Source organism: Cognatilysobacter bugurensis (genome assembly GCF_014652095.1).
Lineage (GTDB): Bacteria > Pseudomonadota > Gammaproteobacteria > Xanthomonadales > Xanthomonadaceae > Cognatilysobacter > Cognatilysobacter bugurensis.
Window position 1 is genome coordinate 1 of the sequence record NZ_BMYD01000004.1, and the last position, 17,013, is coordinate 17,013.

Below are 17,013 nucleotides of genomic sequence, written 5' to 3' on the forward strand. Positions count from 1 at the left end.
GCTCGTCGAAGAGGCTTCGGCTTCAGCGCGAGCGCTCGAGCAGCAGGCCGAGCAGTTGGTGCAGACGGTGGCGGTGTTCCGCCTCGCGCAGCAGGCGCAGGCCGCGGCCCCGACCGTGGCCAAGACGGCAGGCAAGGCGGCTCCGGCCCGCAAGCCGGCCCCGGCCGCACCGGCACCGGCACCGGCACCGCGCAAGCGCGCGGCTGCGCCGGCCGCCCCGGTGTTCGCAAGCAACGGCAACAGCAACGACCACGACTGGCAGGAGTTCTGATGCCCCGGCATCGGAGCGCCCCGCGCCTGGCTTCATCCGTGTGACCCGCTGCGCAGCGCGCCCACCGCGCCTGCGCAGCCTTTTTGAAGAGCGAACGACGCCATGCCGTTGCAGCTGACCTTACCGACCGCCGCGAGCGACCTTGCCGAGTCGTTCACTACGCCTGACCCCGCCGCGCTGCTCGATGCAGTCCGTGGCGACGGCTTCGGCGACGTGGTCGCGATGGCGATGCAGGTGCTCGACGCTCCGGTCGCGGCGCTCATCGCGCATGAAGGCGAGAGCCTGCTCGTGCTCGCCGAGCGCGGCCTCGGCTCCATGCCGGTCTCGTCTTCGCAGCCGCTGTTCATCGGCCTCGACAGCACACACCCCGAGCGCCTCGTCTGCGACGCCGCGGCCGACCCGCACTGCGCGCCCGATCCGCTCGTCCGCGCTGCACCGGCGCTGCGCTTCGCGTATGCACTGTCGATCGCCGGCGCCGAGGGCCGCCCGGCGGGCGTGCTGCTCGTCGGCGACCCGCGCCCGCGCCCGGGCGGCGTGCGCGCACCGGCCCAGGCGCTGATGCAGCGTCTGGCGCGGATCTGCGCCGGCCTGCTCGAGCGCCGCCGCCTCGAGCGCACCACGCGCATCGCCGAGCAGATCGCGCACGCGGATTTCAGCGGCGTCATCGTCGTCGATGGATGCGGCGCCGTGACGTTCGCCAACCCCGCCGCCGACGTGATCTTCGGCCATCCACTATGCGCAGGCACTCGCGTCGCGGAGCTGTTTCCCGACGAACTGCAGGCCCACCCGGAGAACGCCGGGCAGTGGCTGCGCGACGGCTCCCCTGGCCTTGCGTTGCCGCAGACCTCGCACGATCTGCGCATCCGCACGCGCCACGGCGACCTGCGCACACTCGAAGCCGTGCGCTGCGCGTGGGTGACCGGCGGCGAGCCGGGCATGGCGCTGATCCTGCGCGACGTCACCGAGCGCCGCCTGCTGCGCCACCGCCTCAACGTCTCGCCGAACGACGAACTGACCGGTCTGCCGCGCCGCGGCTCGCTGCTCGCCGTGCTCGACACCTTCCTGCGCGACCGGGTGCGCCCGCTCGGCGTTGCGCTGCTCGGCCTCGACCACTTCCGCACCGTCAACGACACGCTCGGCCACACGATCGGCGACGCGGTGTTGCAGCTCGTCGCCTGCCGCCTGCAGTTCAGCCTGCCGCCGAGCGCGCGCCTGGCCCGCTTCGGCGGCGACGAGTTCGCACTGGTCTACCCGGGCACCGAACAGGACGCGATCCAGCGCCACTTGCGTGCGGTGCTCGCCGACCTTGCCCGTCCGTGCGAGGTCGACCACAACCTCGTGCACATCGAAGCCAGCATTGGCGTGGCGATGTGCGACGAGCCGAACATGGAAAGCGGCGAGCTGGTTGCACGCGCCGACCTCGCGATGCAGCACGCCAAACGCAGCGGGGGACGCCGCCTGAGCCGGTTCGAGCCGGACATGCGCGTCGAGGCACACGACCGCCGCCGCCTCGACCTGGAGCTGCGCCGCGCCTGCGACGAGGAAGAGTTCGAACTGCATTACCAGCCCCAGATCGACCTGTTCAGTGGCCGCCCGACCGGCGCTGAAGCGCTGCTGCGCTGGCGCCACCCCGAGCGCGGCCTGCTCTCGCCGGACAAGTTCATCGACGCGCTCGCGAACAGCTCGGTCAACGCCACGGTCGGCCGCTGGATCCTCGAGCGCGCCTGCCGCGATGCGATGACCTGGCCGGTGATCGACGGACGCAAGCTCGCGGTCGGCATCAACCTGTTCCCCGTGCAGCTCGACGACGAGCGCCTGCTCGGCGAAGTCGACTACGCGCTCGCCAGCACGGGCCTCCCGCCCGCGCGCCTTGAGCTCGAACTCACCGAAACGATCGCGCTGCGCGACGATGGCATCGCCGCAAGCGCGCTCGCGAGCCTGCGTGCACGCGGCATCCGCGTCGCGTACGACGACTTCGGCACCGGCTACGCCTCACTGTCGATGTTGCAGCGCCTGCCCGTGGACCGCGTCAAGATCGACCGCTCGTTCGTGCGCGACGTGCTTGCAAATCGCGGCGATGCGGCCATCGTGCGGTCGATCCTGCTGATCGCGCGCAACTTCAACCTGCGCGTGATCGCCGAGGGCGTGGAGACCGCGGCGCAGGCGGAGATGCTTCGCGAGCTCGGGTGCGACGAGGCCCAGGGCTTCCTGTACTCGCGCGCGCTGCCGCTGGCCGATTTCAATGCCTGGGTCGAGATGTACCGAGGCAACCACAATGACTGAGGCGCTCGACACCCACGCCGCCGTGCGCGATGACCGTGCGTTCGTCTTTGACGACCGCGACTTCGCACGCGTGTGCCGCATGATCCGCGAGCGCGCGGGCATTCACCTCGGTCCGAGCAAGCGCGACATGGTCTACAGCCGTCTCGCGCGGCGAATCCGTGCGCTCGGCCTGCAGCGCTTCTCGGAGTACCTCGATCTCGTCGAGCAGAACCCCGACGACGAGGACCAGCCGTTCGTCAACGCGTTGACGACCAACCTCACTTCGTTTTTCCGCGAGGAGCATCATTTCGATGCGTTCTCGACGCTGCTGCGGGGCGCCGGCCCGGGACCCCATTCGATCTGGTGCTGCGCGGCCTCTACGGGCGAAGAGCCGTACTCGATCGCGATCACCGCCTGCGAGACGTTCGGCACGCTGACGCCGCCGGTGCGCATCCTCGCGACCGACATCGACACCGGCGTTCTGGAGACCGCCGCGCGCGGCGTGTACCCGTTCGAGCGCATCTCGTCGCTGTCGCCGCAGCGCCAACGCGCGTTCTTCCAGCGCGGGACCGGCCCGAACGCCGGGCTCGTGCGCGTCAAGCCCGAGCTGCAGGCGCTCATCGAGTTCCGCGCACTGAACCTGCTCGGTGACGACTACGGTGTGCGCGGCGGGCTGCTCGCGGTGTTCTGTCGCAACGTGATGATCTATTTCGACAAGCCGACGCAGCACGAGGTGCTGCGCCGCATCGCGCCGCTGCTCGCGACCGACGGCGTGTTCTACGCAGGCCACTCGGAAAGCTTCGGCCATGCCGCCGACGTCGTCCGTCCGTGCGGCCGCACCGCCTACCGCGCGCTGCGCGCCGGGGATCCGCGTTGAACGCGGCGGTCGTGGCGCACCTGCCCGGCGAGTACTACGACGCCGCGCTGCACACGCGCGCGATCAAGCTGCTCCCGGCCGATTACGTGGTCACCGACCGCCCAGTGGCGATCGTCACCCTGCTCGGCTCGTGCGTCGCGGCCTGCCTGTACGACGCGGGGCTCGCGGTCGGGGGCATGAACCATTTCATGCTGCCCGACAGCGGCAGCGCGGGCGATGTCAGCGCGCGCTATGGCGCCAACGCGATGGAGCTGCTCATCAATGGCCTGCTCAAGCGCGGCGCACGACGCTCGCGCCTGCAGGCCAAAGTCTTCGGCGGCGGCAACGTGCTGCGCGGGTTCCAGGACCCGATCGGCACGCGCAATGCCGAGTTCGTGCTCGATTACCTCGACGCCGAACAGATTCCCCTCGTGGCTCAGGACCTGGGCGACATCTTCCCGCGCAAGGTCTGCTTCTTTGCGCAGAGCGGACGCACGCTCGTGCGCCGCCTGCCCGCCACCCGCGAGCGCGAAGTGGCCGATGTCGAGCGCGATTACCGAAGCCGCCTGACCGGTGTGCCCACCAGCGGCGGCGTGGAGCTTTTCTGATGAACACTGTGACTGCGCCCGCGAGCCGCAAGATCCGCGTGCTCGTGGTGGACGATTCCCCCCTGCTGCGCCGCCTCATCACCGAGCTGCTCGAGGCCGACCCCGCGATCGAGGTCGTCGGCACCGCGGCGGATCCCTTTATCGCGCGCGACAAGATCAAGCAGCTCTCGCCGGACGTGCTCACACTCGACATCGAGATGCCGCGCATGGACGGGATCACGTTCCTGCGCAACCTCATGCGCCTGCGGCCGATGCCGGTGGTCATGGTGTCGACGCTGACGCAGGCTGGTGCACAGGCCACGCTCGACGCGCTCGCCGCGGGCGCGGTCGACTTCGTGCCCAAGCCCTGCGCGCACCCGACGAACGGCCTCGGCGAATACGGCGTCATGCTCGTCGAGAAGGTCAAGGCCGCTGCCACCGCGCAGGTCGCGGCGCTCTCCGACGCGCCGGCACCGGCCGCGCCGGCGCCGGCCGCGGCCACCTACCGCAACGAACGCCGAGTGATCGCGATCGGGGCGTCCACGGGCGGCACCGAGGCGATCCGCATGGTGCTCGAGACGTTCCCCGCCGATGCGCCGCCGACAGTGATCGTGCAGCACATCCCCGCCACCTTCAGCGGTGCGTTCGCGCAGCGCCTCGACCGCAGCACGCGGCTGACGGTGCACGAAGCGCAGGACGGCGATGCGCTGCAGATCGGCCATGCCTACGTCGCACCCGGCGGGCGCCACCTGCGCATCGAGCGCCACGGTCGCGGCTGGCGCTGCCGCATCGGCGATGACCTGCCGGTGCGCCTGCACCGCCCGAGCGTCGACGTGATGTTCGATTCGCTGGTCGAGTCCGCGAAGGGCATGGTCAGCGCGGCCCTGCTGACCGGCATGGGCGACGACGGCGCGCGGGGGCTGTGTGCACTGCGCAAGATCGGCGCGCCGACGTTTGCGCAGGACCAGGCGAGCAGCGTGGTGTGGGGCATGCCGGGCGCGGCGGTCGCGCTCGGCGGCGCCGGCGAGGTGCTGCCGCTGGGCCGCGTCGGCACCGCGTTGCTATCGAGCACGCTCGAGCCCGTTGCAGCCTGACCGCTTATACCCCGTGCATCCGCACCGCAATCCGCGGCTCACAGTGTGATCGCGGTTGCGCCTTGCCCCTCAAGCCCCTGACGTGTTCGCCGATACCTCTCACATGAACACCTCGACGAGATCGACGATGGACCCTCGCACCCTGATCCGCATGGCCCCCCCGCTCGCCATGACCCTCCTGCTGATCCTCGCGATGGCGATGGACTGGCCCGCCGCCGTGCGCTGGGGCGCGCTCGTCGCGATGACGGCCGCGTGGCTCGTGTTCGCGTGGCAGGTCTCGCGCCCGGGTGCCGGCCGCAACACGGCGGTGCTCGCCGAGCAGAACCGCCTGCTCGAAGAGCTGCGCAACTACGTCGGCGCCGAGGTTCAGGGTTCGCGCGGCGAAATCGACCGCACCCGTGACCTGATCCGCGAGTCGGTGTCCAAGCTCGGCGGCAGCTTCGAGGCGGTGAACCGCCAGTCGCGCCAGCAGAGCCAGATCGTCGCGCGCATCGTCGACCGCACCGACGGCGGCAACGGCGGCGGCATGGACGTCTCGCAGTTCGCGCTGCAGGCCAGCCAGAAGATGGAGCAGCTCGTCGAGGCGCTCGAGGACGTGGCCGGCCAGAGCAACGTGACCGTGACCCACATCGACGCGATGGCGGTGCACCTCGACGGCATCTTCGCGCTGCTCGAAGACGTCAAGTCGATCGCCGACCAGACCAACCTGCTTGCGCTCAACGCTGCGATCGAAGCGGCGCGCGCCGGTGAGGCAGGTCGCGGCTTCGCCGTCGTCGCCGACGAGGTGCGCAACCTCTCCGAGCGCAGCACCGCGTTCAACGAGCAGATCCGCAAGCTCGCACACAGCTCGAAGGATTCGATCTCCCGCGTCCGCGAAACCGTCGTGCAGATGGCCTCCCGCGACCTCGACCGCTCACGCGGCGCCCGCGTCGAAGCCGCTGCGATGCTCGAACGCGTCGAAGGCATCAACCGCGGCCTCGGCAACGGCATGCGCGAGATCTCCGATTGCAGCCGCATGATCGACACCTCGGTCGCCGAAGCCGTGCGTTCGCTGCAGTTCGAGGACATCGCGACCCAGGCGCTCGGCGCCGCGACGGTCCACCTCGATCGCCTGCAATCGATCAACCGCGAAGCCAGCGCCCTGCAGGAACTGCTGCAGCGCACCGACATGGTCGAGAACGAGCGCCTGCAGGCCCTCAACCGCCTCGGCCAGCGCATCGACCAGCTCCGCAGCGACTGGGTCCGCCCGCCGCACAAGCCGGTGATGCAGCAGTCCATGGACGCCGGCAGCGTCGAGCTGTTCTGACCCCCAGCCCGACCGCCGTGTCCACCCGCCGCGCCCTGCAAGGGGCGCGGTTTTTTTATGCGGCGTTCCGGGGCTCGGGCACATCAACCGGCGGCGGCGCGGCGCGTCCGCCGAACCGGCCATCGCGCCCTCACGCTGCGCACGCCACACTGTGTGCATGCCCGAACCCGACCGGCCCGATCACGACGACTGCGAACGCCAGCTGATCGCGTTTGCAGACGCGCTGCCGATGGGCGTGGTGCTCACCGACGACGACCGCGTCCGCGCGATCAACGCACACGGCGCCGCGCAGTTCGGCCTTGACGCAGACCGCATCGATGGCCTGCGGGTCGATGCACTCTTCGATGGCGCAAGCGCTCCGCCGCCGGCACCTGCATCCGACGGCGACCCGAGCAGCCGCATCGAACTGCGACGCGCCGACGGCCGTGCGTTTCTCGCTGAAGTCCGCGCGCGCCGCCTGCGCATCGGCGCACGTGACCTCACGCTGCTGCTCGTCTGCGACGTCACCGAGAGCGAGCGCATCCGCGAGAAGCTGGAAGAGCAGCAGGAGCGCCTGCAGGCGATGGCGCGGCGCATGCTGAGCGTGCAGGAGGACGAACGACGCACGCTGTCGCGGGAGCTGCACGACGACATCGGCCAGCAGGTCACCGCGATCAAGCTCGCCGCCCTCGCGTTGCGCGACGAAGTCGACGCCGGCCGGCGCGCGGACATCGTGGCCGAGATTGTGGGCGCGACCGACCAGACGCTCGCGAAAGTCCGCGACCTCTCGCTGCTGCTGCGGCCGCCCCAACTCGACGCACTCGGCCTGGAGGCCGCGCTGCGCTGGCAGGCCGGCGCGATGTTCCGCAACGGCGCGCCGCGCCTGGAGCTGTCGATCCAACCGCTCAGCGAGCGCCCCTCGCCCGCGGCCGAGCTCGCGTGCTTTCGCATCGCACAGGAGGCGCTGACGAACGCGCTGCGCCATGCGCAGGCACGACGCGTCGAGCTCACGCTCGCCGTGCGCGATCACGAGCTGGTGCTCGACGTGGACGACGACGGCCGCGGCTTCGCGCTCGGCGCCGGCTCGGGGCTGGGCCTGGTCACCATGCACGAACGCGCGCAGCAGCTCGGGGGACGGCTGTGCATCGACAGCGCGCCCGGTCGCGGCACGCACGTGCGCGCCGAGGTGCCGTTCCACGACGGCTGATCCAACGCTGCCGCGCGGCGGGGGAGCACCGCCCCCGGATGGGTCAAACGCCCGTGGATGTCGAAATCGACTGCCCGGTGCTGTCGTGTCGCGGTTTTCGCGACGGTCGAACGGTTACGCGGCGCGGCCCTTCGCCCAGCCGGCGAGCAACACGGCCGTCGCCGCTGCGACGTTGAGGCTCTCGACCACGCCGGTGCCCGGGATCGACACGCGCAGATCGCACTGCGTCGCGAAGTCGCGGTCCATGCCCTCGCCTTCGGCCCCGAGCACGTAGACCACCCGCGGCGGCAGTGCTGCGGTGAACACGTTCGCGCCGCCTTCGACGACCGTCGCCGCGAGCGCAAAGCCTTCGCCGCGCAGCTGCGCCATCGCGTTGTCACTGCGGCCCAGGCGCACCAGCGGCACGGCCTCGGCGCCGCCCTCAGCGACGCGCGCGGCGGCGCCCGACAACGCGAGCGGCGAATCCTTCGGCAGCAGCACCGCGGCAACGCCGAAGTGCGCGGCCGAGCGCAGGATCGCGCCGAAGTTATGCGGATTGCCGACACCGTCGAGCCACAGTGCGCACTGCGGGCCGGCGGGCAGCGCCCGCAGCCACGTCGACAGCGGCGCGGGCTCGGCGCGCAGCACGTCGACCACGACGCCCTCGTGGTGCGCACTCGACGCGAGCTTCTGCAGGTCCGGCTCGTCGACGACGCGGTAGCCGACGCGCTGCGCGACGCACCACTTCAGCAGCGGCTGCAGCGCGGGAATGCGCGCCTCGGCCAGATAGACCTTGCGGATCGCCTCGGGTCGCCGTGCGAACACCGCACGCACCGCGTTGAGGCCGTAGATGCGCAGCTCCTCGTTGCGGCGCGAGGGAGGCGCGGTCTCAGCGTCGTGCGTCTGTTCGGTGCGCGCCGGCACGCGGCCGGCATCACCGCTGCGCGGCCCGCGCTCGCGTTGCGGCGCGCGCGCTCCCCCGGACACGTGTCCGGCACGCTCGTAACGCGGCTCACGGCGGTCCGCGGACCCACGTGGTGCGCGAGCGTCCTGGGACGGCGCATCCGCGTGAGGCGCGCGCGCAGGCCGCTCACGCCGCTGTGGCTCGTCGGTGCCCGACGGCGGCGACGGTCGGTCTGGGCGCGGTTTCCATGGCGAATTCATCGCAACAGCCTGGCATGCGGGGGCGATGATGATGACAGCCGCGCCGCGCGCGCGCTGTGCATCACTCGAGCCGGCGATGGCCGAGCCAGCGCGCGAACCCGCGCAGCTCCGGCAGCGGCTGCACCAGCGACGCCGGCCGGCTCTCGATCGCGAGCACGCGCTCGGCCGTCAGCGCGGCCGCACGCGCTGCGCTTTCCATCGACGACGGCAACCCGGTGTCCAGCCAGTCGCCCGACAGATGAAGCCCGCTCACCGGCGTGGCCGGCGATCCGCGCAGGCGCTCGCTGCCGGGCAGCGGCGCGGGGATTGCCATCGCAATGCGGTGCACACGGGCGTGGACGAGCGTCGCGTCCGCCGCGCGCGGCGCGAAACGCTCGAGCTCGCGCCGGGCCGCTGCGATGATCCGCTCGTCGCTCCAGTCCGCAACGCGCTTGCTCCAGATCAGGTTGCACGCGATCAGCGAGCCCGGCGTCTGCAGGCGTTCGCGGATGTTCGACAGGTCGTAGAAGTCGTAGTGCAGCGTGTCCGTCGACCACGGCTGCGACCAGAAGCGCTCGTCCGTGACCGGGCGGTCGAACCACAGGTACGAGCTGATGTACGGGCTCGGCTCCACCGACGCGAGCGCGGAGAAGCGCTCGTGCGTGCGCCAGCACTCGGGCAGCACCGGCAACAGCGCCTGCGGCGGCACGGCCGCGATCACGTGCCGCGCGTGCAACGTCGCGCCACCGGCCAGGCGCACGCCGCGCGCCGCGTCGGCGTCGAGCAGCACCTCCTCCACTCGCGTGCTGAGCCGCACCTCGCTGCCGAGCCGCTGGAGTTCGGGAATTGCGGCCGGCGCGAACAGGTCGCCGAGCCCGATCGTCGGCAGCCCGACCTCGTAGCCGTGCACGCCCATGAGGTAGCGATACAGCCGCAGCAGCGCGCCCGTCGAGCAGTGCTCGAGCGGCACGTTCATGAGCGTCATCGACGCGGTGCGCCAGAACCAGTCGATGAAGTGCGCCGTAACGCCCTGCTCGCGCAGCCACGATTGCGCGTCGATCGCGTCGAGACGCTGCACGTCGTCGGCGGTCAGCCGCAGCGTGTGCCACAACGGCCGCAGGTTCGACAGCAGGTCCCGCGTGCCGGCCTGCTTCGCGCGCAGCAGGCTCGGGACGAGATGCAGCGGCGCGGGCAGCGGCGCGATGCGGATCTCGAGCGGCGGGTCGTCGGCAAGCAGCAGGAAGCGCCGGCCCTGCCATGCGACGTGCTGCGCTGTCCCGAGCCGCTCCAGCAGTGCACGGAAATGCCGGTACTCGCTGAGCAGGATGTGCGGGCCGATGTCGACGCGGTCGCCCGTCGTCGCATCGGTGACGCTGCACGCGCGCCCGCCGGGCACGGCGTCGGCTTCCAGTACGGTGACGCGCAGCCCGCGGTCGGCGAGCGCCAGCGCGCACGCGAGACCGGCGACACCGGCGCCGATGACGATCACGTCGGTCTCGGCCATGCGCCCAGACTGCGGGCTGCCGCGTCGCGGGCGCGTCGACTGGGACGCGCCGGCCGATTACGACATCAGGCGTGGCCGCCCACTTCCGGCGTCGACGCCTCGAGTTTCTCGAGCTCGTGCGCGACGGCGTCCGGCGAGCGCGTGTACTTCGCAAGCACCGTGTAGAACACGGGCACGACGAACAACGACAGCAGCGTCGAGAACGACACGCCGAAGATCACCACGACGCCGATCGTCGCGCGGCTTGCCGAGCCCGGGCCGCCCGCGAGCACGAGCGGCAATGCGCCGACGACGGTCGCGATCGAGGTCATGAGGATCGGCCGCAGGCGCACGCCGGCCGACTCGATGATCGCCGTGCGGAGCTCGCGACCCTCGTCGCGCAGCTGGTTCGCGAACTCGACGATGAGGATGCCGTTCTTCGCCGCGAGGCCGACGAGCATCACGATGCCGATCTGGCTGAACAGGTTGAGCGTGCCTCCGGTGATCCACAGCCCGAGCAGCGCGCCGACGACCGCGAGCGGCACGGTGAGCATGATCACGAACGGGTGGATGAAGCTTTCGAACTGCGCGGCGAGCACGAGGTAGATGATCAGCAGCGCCATCGCGAACGTGAGCAGCACCGCGCTGCCGGCCTTCTGGTACTCGCGCGATTCGCCCTTCCAGTCGACCTGCGCCCGGTCCGGCAGCTCTTCGTCGACCACGCCCTGCAGCCATGCGATCGCCTCGCCGAGCTCGTAGCCCGGCGCGATGCCCGCGCTGACCGTGATCGCGCGCATGCGGTTGAAGCGGTTGAGGCTGCCGGCTTCGGCGAGCTCGGTGAGGGTCACGAGGTTCGACAGCGGCACCAGTTCGCCGCCGCGGCCCCGCACCTGGATCGAGGACAAGTCCGACGGCGACCCGCGACGCTCGCGACCGGCCTGCACGATCACGTCGTACTCCTCGCCCTCGCGCACGAACGTGGTCACGCGCCGCCCGCCCATGAGCGTCTCGAGCGCCTGGCCGATCGAGCTCACGCTCACGCCGAGGTCCGCCGCGCGCTGGCGATCGATCTGCACCCGCATCTGCGGCCGCGTTTCCTTGTAGTCCGAATCGACGGAGAACAGGTTCGGGTTCTGCTCCATGCGCTCGATGAGCACATCGCGCCACTTCGCGATCTCGGCGTATTCCGGCCCGCCGAGCACGATCTGCAGCGGCTGCCCGCCGCCGCCGACCAGACCCGAACGGATGCGCGGGTTCGCACGCACGCCGGGCAGCTTGCCCAGCTCACCGCGCAGCGAGTTCACGACGTCGTCCGCGGTCTGCGTGCGCTGGTCCCAGTCCTGCAGGAAGACGATCACGTTGCCCGTGTGCATCTCCTCGCTCGCGCCCCAGCCGCCCGGCACGCGCGTGTTGTAGCGCTCGATCACCTTGCCTTCGCCGGCCAGTCCCGCGAACACGTCCTCGACCTGCTTGACCTGGCCGACGGTGTAATCGAAGCCCGCGCCTTCGGGCCCGACGATCGACACGAAGAACGCGCCGCGGTCTTCGGCTGGCGACAGTTCGGACGGGATCAGCTTGAACAGCCCCCAGCTCAGCGCGAGCGCACCGATCATGAGCGCGCCGAACAGCCACTTCAAATCGACCGTGCGATCGAGCGACCGGCGATACCCGCGCGACAGCGCATCGAGTCGGCCGTTGATCCAGCGCGTAAGGCGCGTTGCCTTTTCCTCGCTGTGCGGGCGCACGAGCTTGGACGACATCATCGGCGTGAGCGTCAGCGCGACGAACGCCGAAATCGCGACCGCGCCCGCGAGCGCGACCGACAGCTCGCGGAACAAGCGCCCCGCGTTGCCTTCCATGAACCCGACCGGCAGGAACACCGCGATGAGCACCGTCGTCGTCGCGATGACGGCGAACGCGACCTGTTTGGTGCCGCGACGCGACGCGACGAGGCGCGGTTCACCGAGGTCCGCGCGGCGCTGGATGTTCTCGAGCACGACGATCGCGTCGTCGACGACGAGGCCGATCGACAGCACGAGCGCGAGCAAGGTGAGCAGGTTGATCGAGTAGCCGAACAGGTACAGCGGCACGAACGTCGCGATCAAACACACCGGCACCGTGACCGCCGGGATCAGCGCGGCGCGCAGGCTGCCGAGGAACAGCCAGATCACCGCGACGACGAGCACCACCGCTTCGAGCAGGGTCCAGTACACGCGTTTGATCGCCGCGTCGATGAAGACGGTGTCGTCGAACGCGACGAAGATGCGCGTGCCCTCGGGCAGCGTCTTCTGGATCTCCTCGGCCTGCGCGCGCGCGGCGCGGGCGACGTCGAGCGCATTCGCGGTCGAGGTCTTGATGATGCCGAGGCCAATGTTCGGCTGCCCGTTGCTGCGGTAATACGCGCGGCGCTCGGCCGACGCGAGCTCGACGCGGCCGACGTCGCCGAGCCGCACCACGTAGCCGTCGTCGCCCTTCACCACCGGCACGGATGCGAAGTCGTCAGGCTTCACATACTGCCGCTCGACGCGGAGCGTGAAGTCGCGGTCCTCCGACTCGAGCCGACCCGCGGGCAATTCCACGTTCTCGGCGCGCAGCGCAGTCTCGATGTCGTTCGTGGTCACGCCGCGCGCGGCCATCGCAGCGCTGTCGAGCCACACGCGCATCGCGTAGCGCTGCTGTCCCCCGATGCGCACCTGCGCCACGCCGTCCATGCTCGAAAGCCGGTCGACGATGTAGCGGTCGGCGTAATCCGACAGCTGCAGCGTGTCCATCGTGGTGCTGGCCATGTTGAGCCAGATCACCGTCTCCGAATCGCTGTTCGCCTTCTCGACCTCGGGCGGGTCGGCCTCGTCCGGCAAGCGGTCGGCGACGTTGCTGATCGCGTCGCGCACGTCGTTCGCGGCTGCTTCGATGTCGCGTTCGAGCCGGAATTCGAGCGTCACCGACGCGCGCCCGTTGACGCTGGACGACTGCACCGTCTCGATGCCCTCGATGCCCGCTAGCGCGTCTTCCAGCACCTGTGTGATGCGCGTTTCGACGACCGATGCCGACGCGCCGGGGTAGTTCACGTCGACCGATACCACCGGCGGGTCGATCGCGGGCAACTCGCGCAGCGTGAGGCGGGTGAACGCGATCACGCCGAGCACGATGAGCAGCAGGCTCATCACGGTCGCGAAGACCGGGCGGCGGATCGAAATGTCGGACAGGCTCATCGGATCGCCCTCGTGCGCGGCAGACGGACGGCGCGGCTCACGGCGCCGGCGCCGCGGCCTTCTCGCCGCTCTGCGTCGCGCCGGCCTCGGTCACCTTCGCGCCGGGGCGCACCTTGCCGGTGCCGTCGACGACGAGCCGATCGCCGGCCGATACGCCCTTGACGATCTCGGCCAGGCCTTCGCGCCGCGCGCCGACCGTGACTTCGGCGCGCTCCACGGTGCTATCGGGTTTAACGCGGAACACGAAGCTGTCGCCGCCGACCTGCACGATCGAGATCTCGGGTACGAGCAGCGCCGGCCGCTCGGCCTGCGACAGCGTCACCTCCATCAGCATGCCGGGGCGTAGCACGCGATCGGGGTTCGGGAAGTCGCCGCGCACGAGGATCGCGCGCGTGGCCGCGTCGACGCGCGCATCGACCGTCGACACCGTGCCCTCGAAGCGGCGCTGCGGGTAGGCCGCGCTCGTCGCAACGAGCGCCTGCCCAGGCGCGAGCTGCGCGAGTTGCGTCTCGGGCACCGGGAAGTCGACGTACACGCGGGCGACGTCATCGAGCGTCGCAATCGCGGTGCCCGGCGTCACGAGCGTGCCCGGGCTGACCTGGCGCAGGCCGAGAACGCCCGAGAACGGCGCGCGGATCACGCGGTCGCTGAGCTGGGCGCGGATCTGGGAGACGCGCGCGTTCGCCGCATCGCGGGCCGCCCGCTGGGTATCGAGCTGCGAACGCGCGATCAGCTGCTGGCCGGCGAGTTCGTTCTGCCGGTCGAAGAGCTGTCGGGCCTCGTTCGCCGCGGCCTGCGCCTCGCGCAGCGACGCCTGCTGCGCCTGCCCGCTCAACGTCACCAACGGCGCGCCGGCCTTGACCGCGTCGCCGCTGTCGAAGTGCACGCGCTCGACGGTTTCGCTGACTTTCGCCGTGATCGTGACCGATTCGCGCGCCTGCACGGTGCCGAGCGCCGTGACGGTGTCGGCGAATGCACGCGGCTGCACGACCTGGGTGGTCACCGGCACCGGCCGATCTCCGCCACCGCCCGGGGGGCCGCCGCCCGGACCGCCGGGCCCCTGCGCGTCCGAGTCACCGCCACAGGCAGTGGCGAACAAGACGGCAAAAAGTGGGACGAGCGCGAGCCGGGGCACGCGCTGCGTCGCGAAAAGTCGCGAACGAGTCATGAACGGGTCATCGAAAGCGGGGGCCGGGCGCGAGTCTAGCGCCCGCGGCGTCGCGGTTTCGTGGCATTTCAAGGCCTTATGGACTCAGCCCAACCTGGCAAACCGCCAGACGGCATTAAGCAAGGTGGCTCGACAGGAAGCGTGACAGGGCGCACGATTGGGGCGTGACACGCTTCGCGGAGGTGTTGCGGCCGTTGTCGTCAACCTCTGCCGTTAGCCGGTTGGAGACCCGCGCATGACGTTTGACTGCCTTACCGCTGGATACGACCGCACGTCGGTCGGCTGCCCGCAGCGCAATGCGCCGCGTACTGCGGAGTCTGCGCTCGGCGCACACCGCCGCTGGCTGCGGCGGGACCGCACCGGGACGGCCCGCGCGGCCACTCGAATGCAGGGGTCCGGCGCGGGGCCCGAACGATTACAGCCGCTGGAGCCCGCATTCCGTTCGCCGATTTTCCATTCCAACGACAGCGCAGGTTCGGACGACGGGGCGGTCGCCGGGCTCGAAGGAGCACAGACATGGGCATCGAGGTAATCCAAGGCGACATCACCGTCGTGGCCGCGGACGCGATCGTCAACGCGGCGAACGAGACACTGATGGGCGGCGCTGGCGTCGACGGCGCGATCCACCGCGCGGCCGGCCCCGGCCTGCTCGCCGAGTGCCGACGCATCGACGAGGTCGAGCCCGGTATCCGCTGCCCGACCGGCGAAGCGCGCGTCACCGGCGCGCACCGCCTGCTCGCACGCTACGTCATCCACACCGTCGGCCCGGTGTACCAAGGCGGCGAAGCCGGCGAGCCGGAACTGCTTGCGCAGTGCTACCGCAACGCGCTCGAGATCGCGCTCAACCACAAGATCAACTCGATCGCGTTCCCGGCCATCAGCTGTGGCGCGTACGGCTACCCGGCGCACGAGGCGGTCAAGATTGCGGTGGCCGAAGTGCTCTCGTGGAAGGACGCCCACCCGCGTCCGGCGCGCGTGATCTTCTGCGCGGCCGATCGCACGATGGCCGAGCTGTACCGCGCCGAGCTTGAAGGCGGCGCGGGCTCGACGCGCTTCGGCCCGGCCGAGCAGCCGCCCGCACGGCGCACGATGTGAATCGACGCGGCCTGGGTGGACACACTGTAAGCGGCACGAGGTAAGCCGGCACGACGCAAGCCGGCATGACCCAAGCCGGCGCCCGGCAACCGGTTGCCCTGTCAGCCGGTGTCGGAACTGGCGGTCGCGGGCCGCGACGCGGATCGCCCGACGTCTCCCGAATTCTGCACCCCGCTCCGCATCAATAAAAACGCCGGCCCAGGGCCGGCGTTTTTGTTGCACCGTCGCCGGTAATCAGGCGGCGGACTTGTTCCACTGGCCCAGCGCGGCGAGGCCGTTGTCGCGGGCGCGCTCGAACACCGTCTTGCGTGCGGCGTCGATGTTGCCCGTCAGGTCCTGCGCCCACAGCTTGAGCGCGGCCGACTGCATCGCGCGGCCATAGGAGAACGACAGCGGCCACGGCTTCGGACCCATGCGGTTCATCGCGTCGAGGTGCGCCGTCGCGTCCTCGTCCGACTGACCGCCCGAGAGGAACACGATGCCCGGCAGCGTCGCCGGCACGGTCGACTTCAGGCACTGCAGCGTCGCCGCGGCGACTTCCTCGATCGAGGCCTTCTCGCCGCTGGTCGTGCCCGGGATCACCATCGACGCCTTGAGGATCGTGCCCTCGAGCATGACGTTGTGCTCGTACAGCGACGCGAACAGCGAACGCAGCGTGACTTCGGTGACCTCGTAGCAGGTGTCGATGTCGTGGCTGCCGTCCATGATCACTTCCGGCTCCACCATCGGCACCAGGCCCTGCTCCTGGCACAGCGCCGCATAGCGCGCGAGCGCGTGCGCATTCGCGTCGATGCCGGTGCCGGTCGGGATGTCGTCGCCGATGTTGATGACCGCGCGCCACTTCGCAAAGCGGGCGCCGAGGCGGTAGTACTCCTCGAGGCGTGCGCGCAGGCCGTCGAGGCCTTCGGTGACGACTTCGCCCGGGAAGCCGGCGAGCGCGTGCGTGCCCTTGTCGACCTTGATGCCCGGGATGATCCCGTTGTCCATCATGAGCTTGGTGAACGGCACGCCGTTCTTGGTCGACTGACGGATCGTCTCGTCGAACAGGATCGCGCCGGAGATGTGGTCACCGAGATTCGGCGTGCCGAGCAGCATCTCGCGGTAAGCGCGACGGTTCTCCTCGGTGCACTCGATCCCGACGCTGTCGAAGCGCTTCTGGATGGTGGAGGTGGACTCGTCGATCGCGATGATGCCCTTACCCGGGGCCACCATGGCCTGGGCGGTTTCGGCCAGCTGTTCGATGCTCATGAGACGTCCTGCGGAGCGAGTGGGAAGCCCGCGATTATAACGGTCGCGCCAGGTGGGGGCCGCGTGAACCACGCGCATGCGCGCCGCGTGCAGGCACGCGGCGGCAGGAATTTGTCTCGATGT

12 protein-coding genes and 1 pseudogene are annotated in these 17,013 nt (G+C 70.4%); 8 read left to right on the forward strand and 5 right to left on the reverse strand.

What is annotated here, in order from left to right:
* The 7 genes and pseudogenes from IE075_RS11480 to IE075_RS11510 form a co-directional block, all read left to right on the forward strand.
* A pseudogene (locus IE075_RS11480) lies at positions 1–271 on the forward strand (methyl-accepting chemotaxis protein); the annotation flags it as partial.
* 102 nt (positions 272–373) lie between these two features.
* The gene (locus IE075_RS11485) at positions 374–2,554 is read left to right on the forward strand and encodes a putative bifunctional diguanylate cyclase/phosphodiesterase (protein ID WP_189456706.1); all 2,181 of its coding nucleotides are present in this window, start codon (positions 374–376) and stop codon (positions 2,552–2,554) included.
* A complete protein-coding gene (locus IE075_RS11490) occupies positions 2,547–3,410 on the forward strand; it encodes a CheR family methyltransferase (RefSeq protein WP_189456708.1) in 864 nt (287 codons plus the stop codon). Before IE075_RS11485 ends, IE075_RS11490 begins: the two co-directional genes overlap by 8 nt.
* The gene (gene cheD / locus IE075_RS11495; protein ID WP_189456711.1) at positions 3,407–3,997 is read left to right on the forward strand and encodes a chemoreceptor glutamine deamidase CheD; all 591 of its coding nucleotides are present in this window, start codon (positions 3,407–3,409) and stop codon (positions 3,995–3,997) included. Before IE075_RS11490 ends, cheD begins: the two co-directional genes overlap by 4 nt.
* Positions 3,997–5,070 (forward strand): protein-glutamate methylesterase/protein-glutamine glutaminase, encoded by a 1,074-nt coding sequence (locus IE075_RS11500; protein ID WP_189456713.1) that lies wholly within the window; start codon positions 3,997–3,999, stop codon positions 5,068–5,070. Before cheD ends, IE075_RS11500 begins: the two co-directional genes overlap by 1 nt.
* Positions 5,071–5,197: 127 nt before the next feature.
* Positions 5,198–6,376: a methyl-accepting chemotaxis protein gene (locus IE075_RS11505; RefSeq protein ID WP_189456714.1), complete on the forward strand. Its 1,179-nt coding sequence runs from the start codon at positions 5,198–5,200 to the stop codon at positions 6,374–6,376.
* 157 nt (positions 6,377–6,533) lie between these two features.
* Complete coding sequence (locus IE075_RS11510) at positions 6,534–7,562, forward strand: PAS domain-containing sensor histidine kinase (RefSeq protein ID WP_189456717.1); 1,029 nt, start codon at positions 6,534–6,536, stop codon at positions 7,560–7,562.
* A 114-nt stretch (positions 7,563–7,676) separates the two neighbouring features.
* Here IE075_RS11510 and IE075_RS11515 read toward each other — a convergent pair whose 3' ends face one another.
* The 4 genes from IE075_RS11515 to IE075_RS11530 all read right to left on the reverse strand — a co-directional run bounded on the left by IE075_RS11515 (position 7,677) and on the right by IE075_RS11530 (position 14,388).
* Positions 7,677–8,705, reverse strand: a complete 1,029-nt coding sequence (locus IE075_RS11515; RefSeq protein WP_189456718.1) for a TrmH family RNA methyltransferase — start codon at positions 8,703–8,705, stop codon at positions 7,677–7,679.
* A gap of 61 nt (positions 8,706–8,766) precedes the next feature.
* A complete protein-coding gene (locus IE075_RS11520) occupies positions 8,767–10,188 on the reverse strand; it encodes a hydroxysqualene dehydroxylase (RefSeq protein WP_189456720.1) in 1,422 nt (473 codons plus the stop codon).
* 65 nt (positions 10,189–10,253) lie between these two features.
* Entirely contained in the window at positions 10,254–13,379 is a 3,126-nt protein-coding gene (locus tag IE075_RS11525; protein ID WP_189456722.1) for an efflux RND transporter permease subunit, read from the reverse strand.
* Positions 13,380–13,416: 37 nt separating this feature from the next.
* Complete coding sequence (locus tag IE075_RS11530; protein WP_229792487.1) at positions 13,417–14,388, reverse strand: efflux RND transporter periplasmic adaptor subunit; 972 nt, start codon at positions 14,386–14,388, stop codon at positions 13,417–13,419.
* A 675-nt stretch (positions 14,389–15,063) separates the two neighbouring features.
* On the opposite strand from IE075_RS11530, the gene IE075_RS11535 reads away from it, so the two are divergent.
* A complete protein-coding gene (locus tag IE075_RS11535) occupies positions 15,064–15,642 on the forward strand; it encodes an O-acetyl-ADP-ribose deacetylase (protein ID WP_189456726.1) in 579 nt (192 codons plus the stop codon).
* 234 nt (positions 15,643–15,876) lie between these two features.
* Here IE075_RS11535 and IE075_RS11540 read toward each other — a convergent pair whose 3' ends face one another.
* Positions 15,877–16,890, reverse strand: a complete 1,014-nt coding sequence (locus IE075_RS11540) for a class I fructose-bisphosphate aldolase (protein WP_189456728.1) — start codon at positions 16,888–16,890, stop codon at positions 15,877–15,879.
* Between the last annotated feature and the right edge of the window lie 123 nt (positions 16,891–17,013).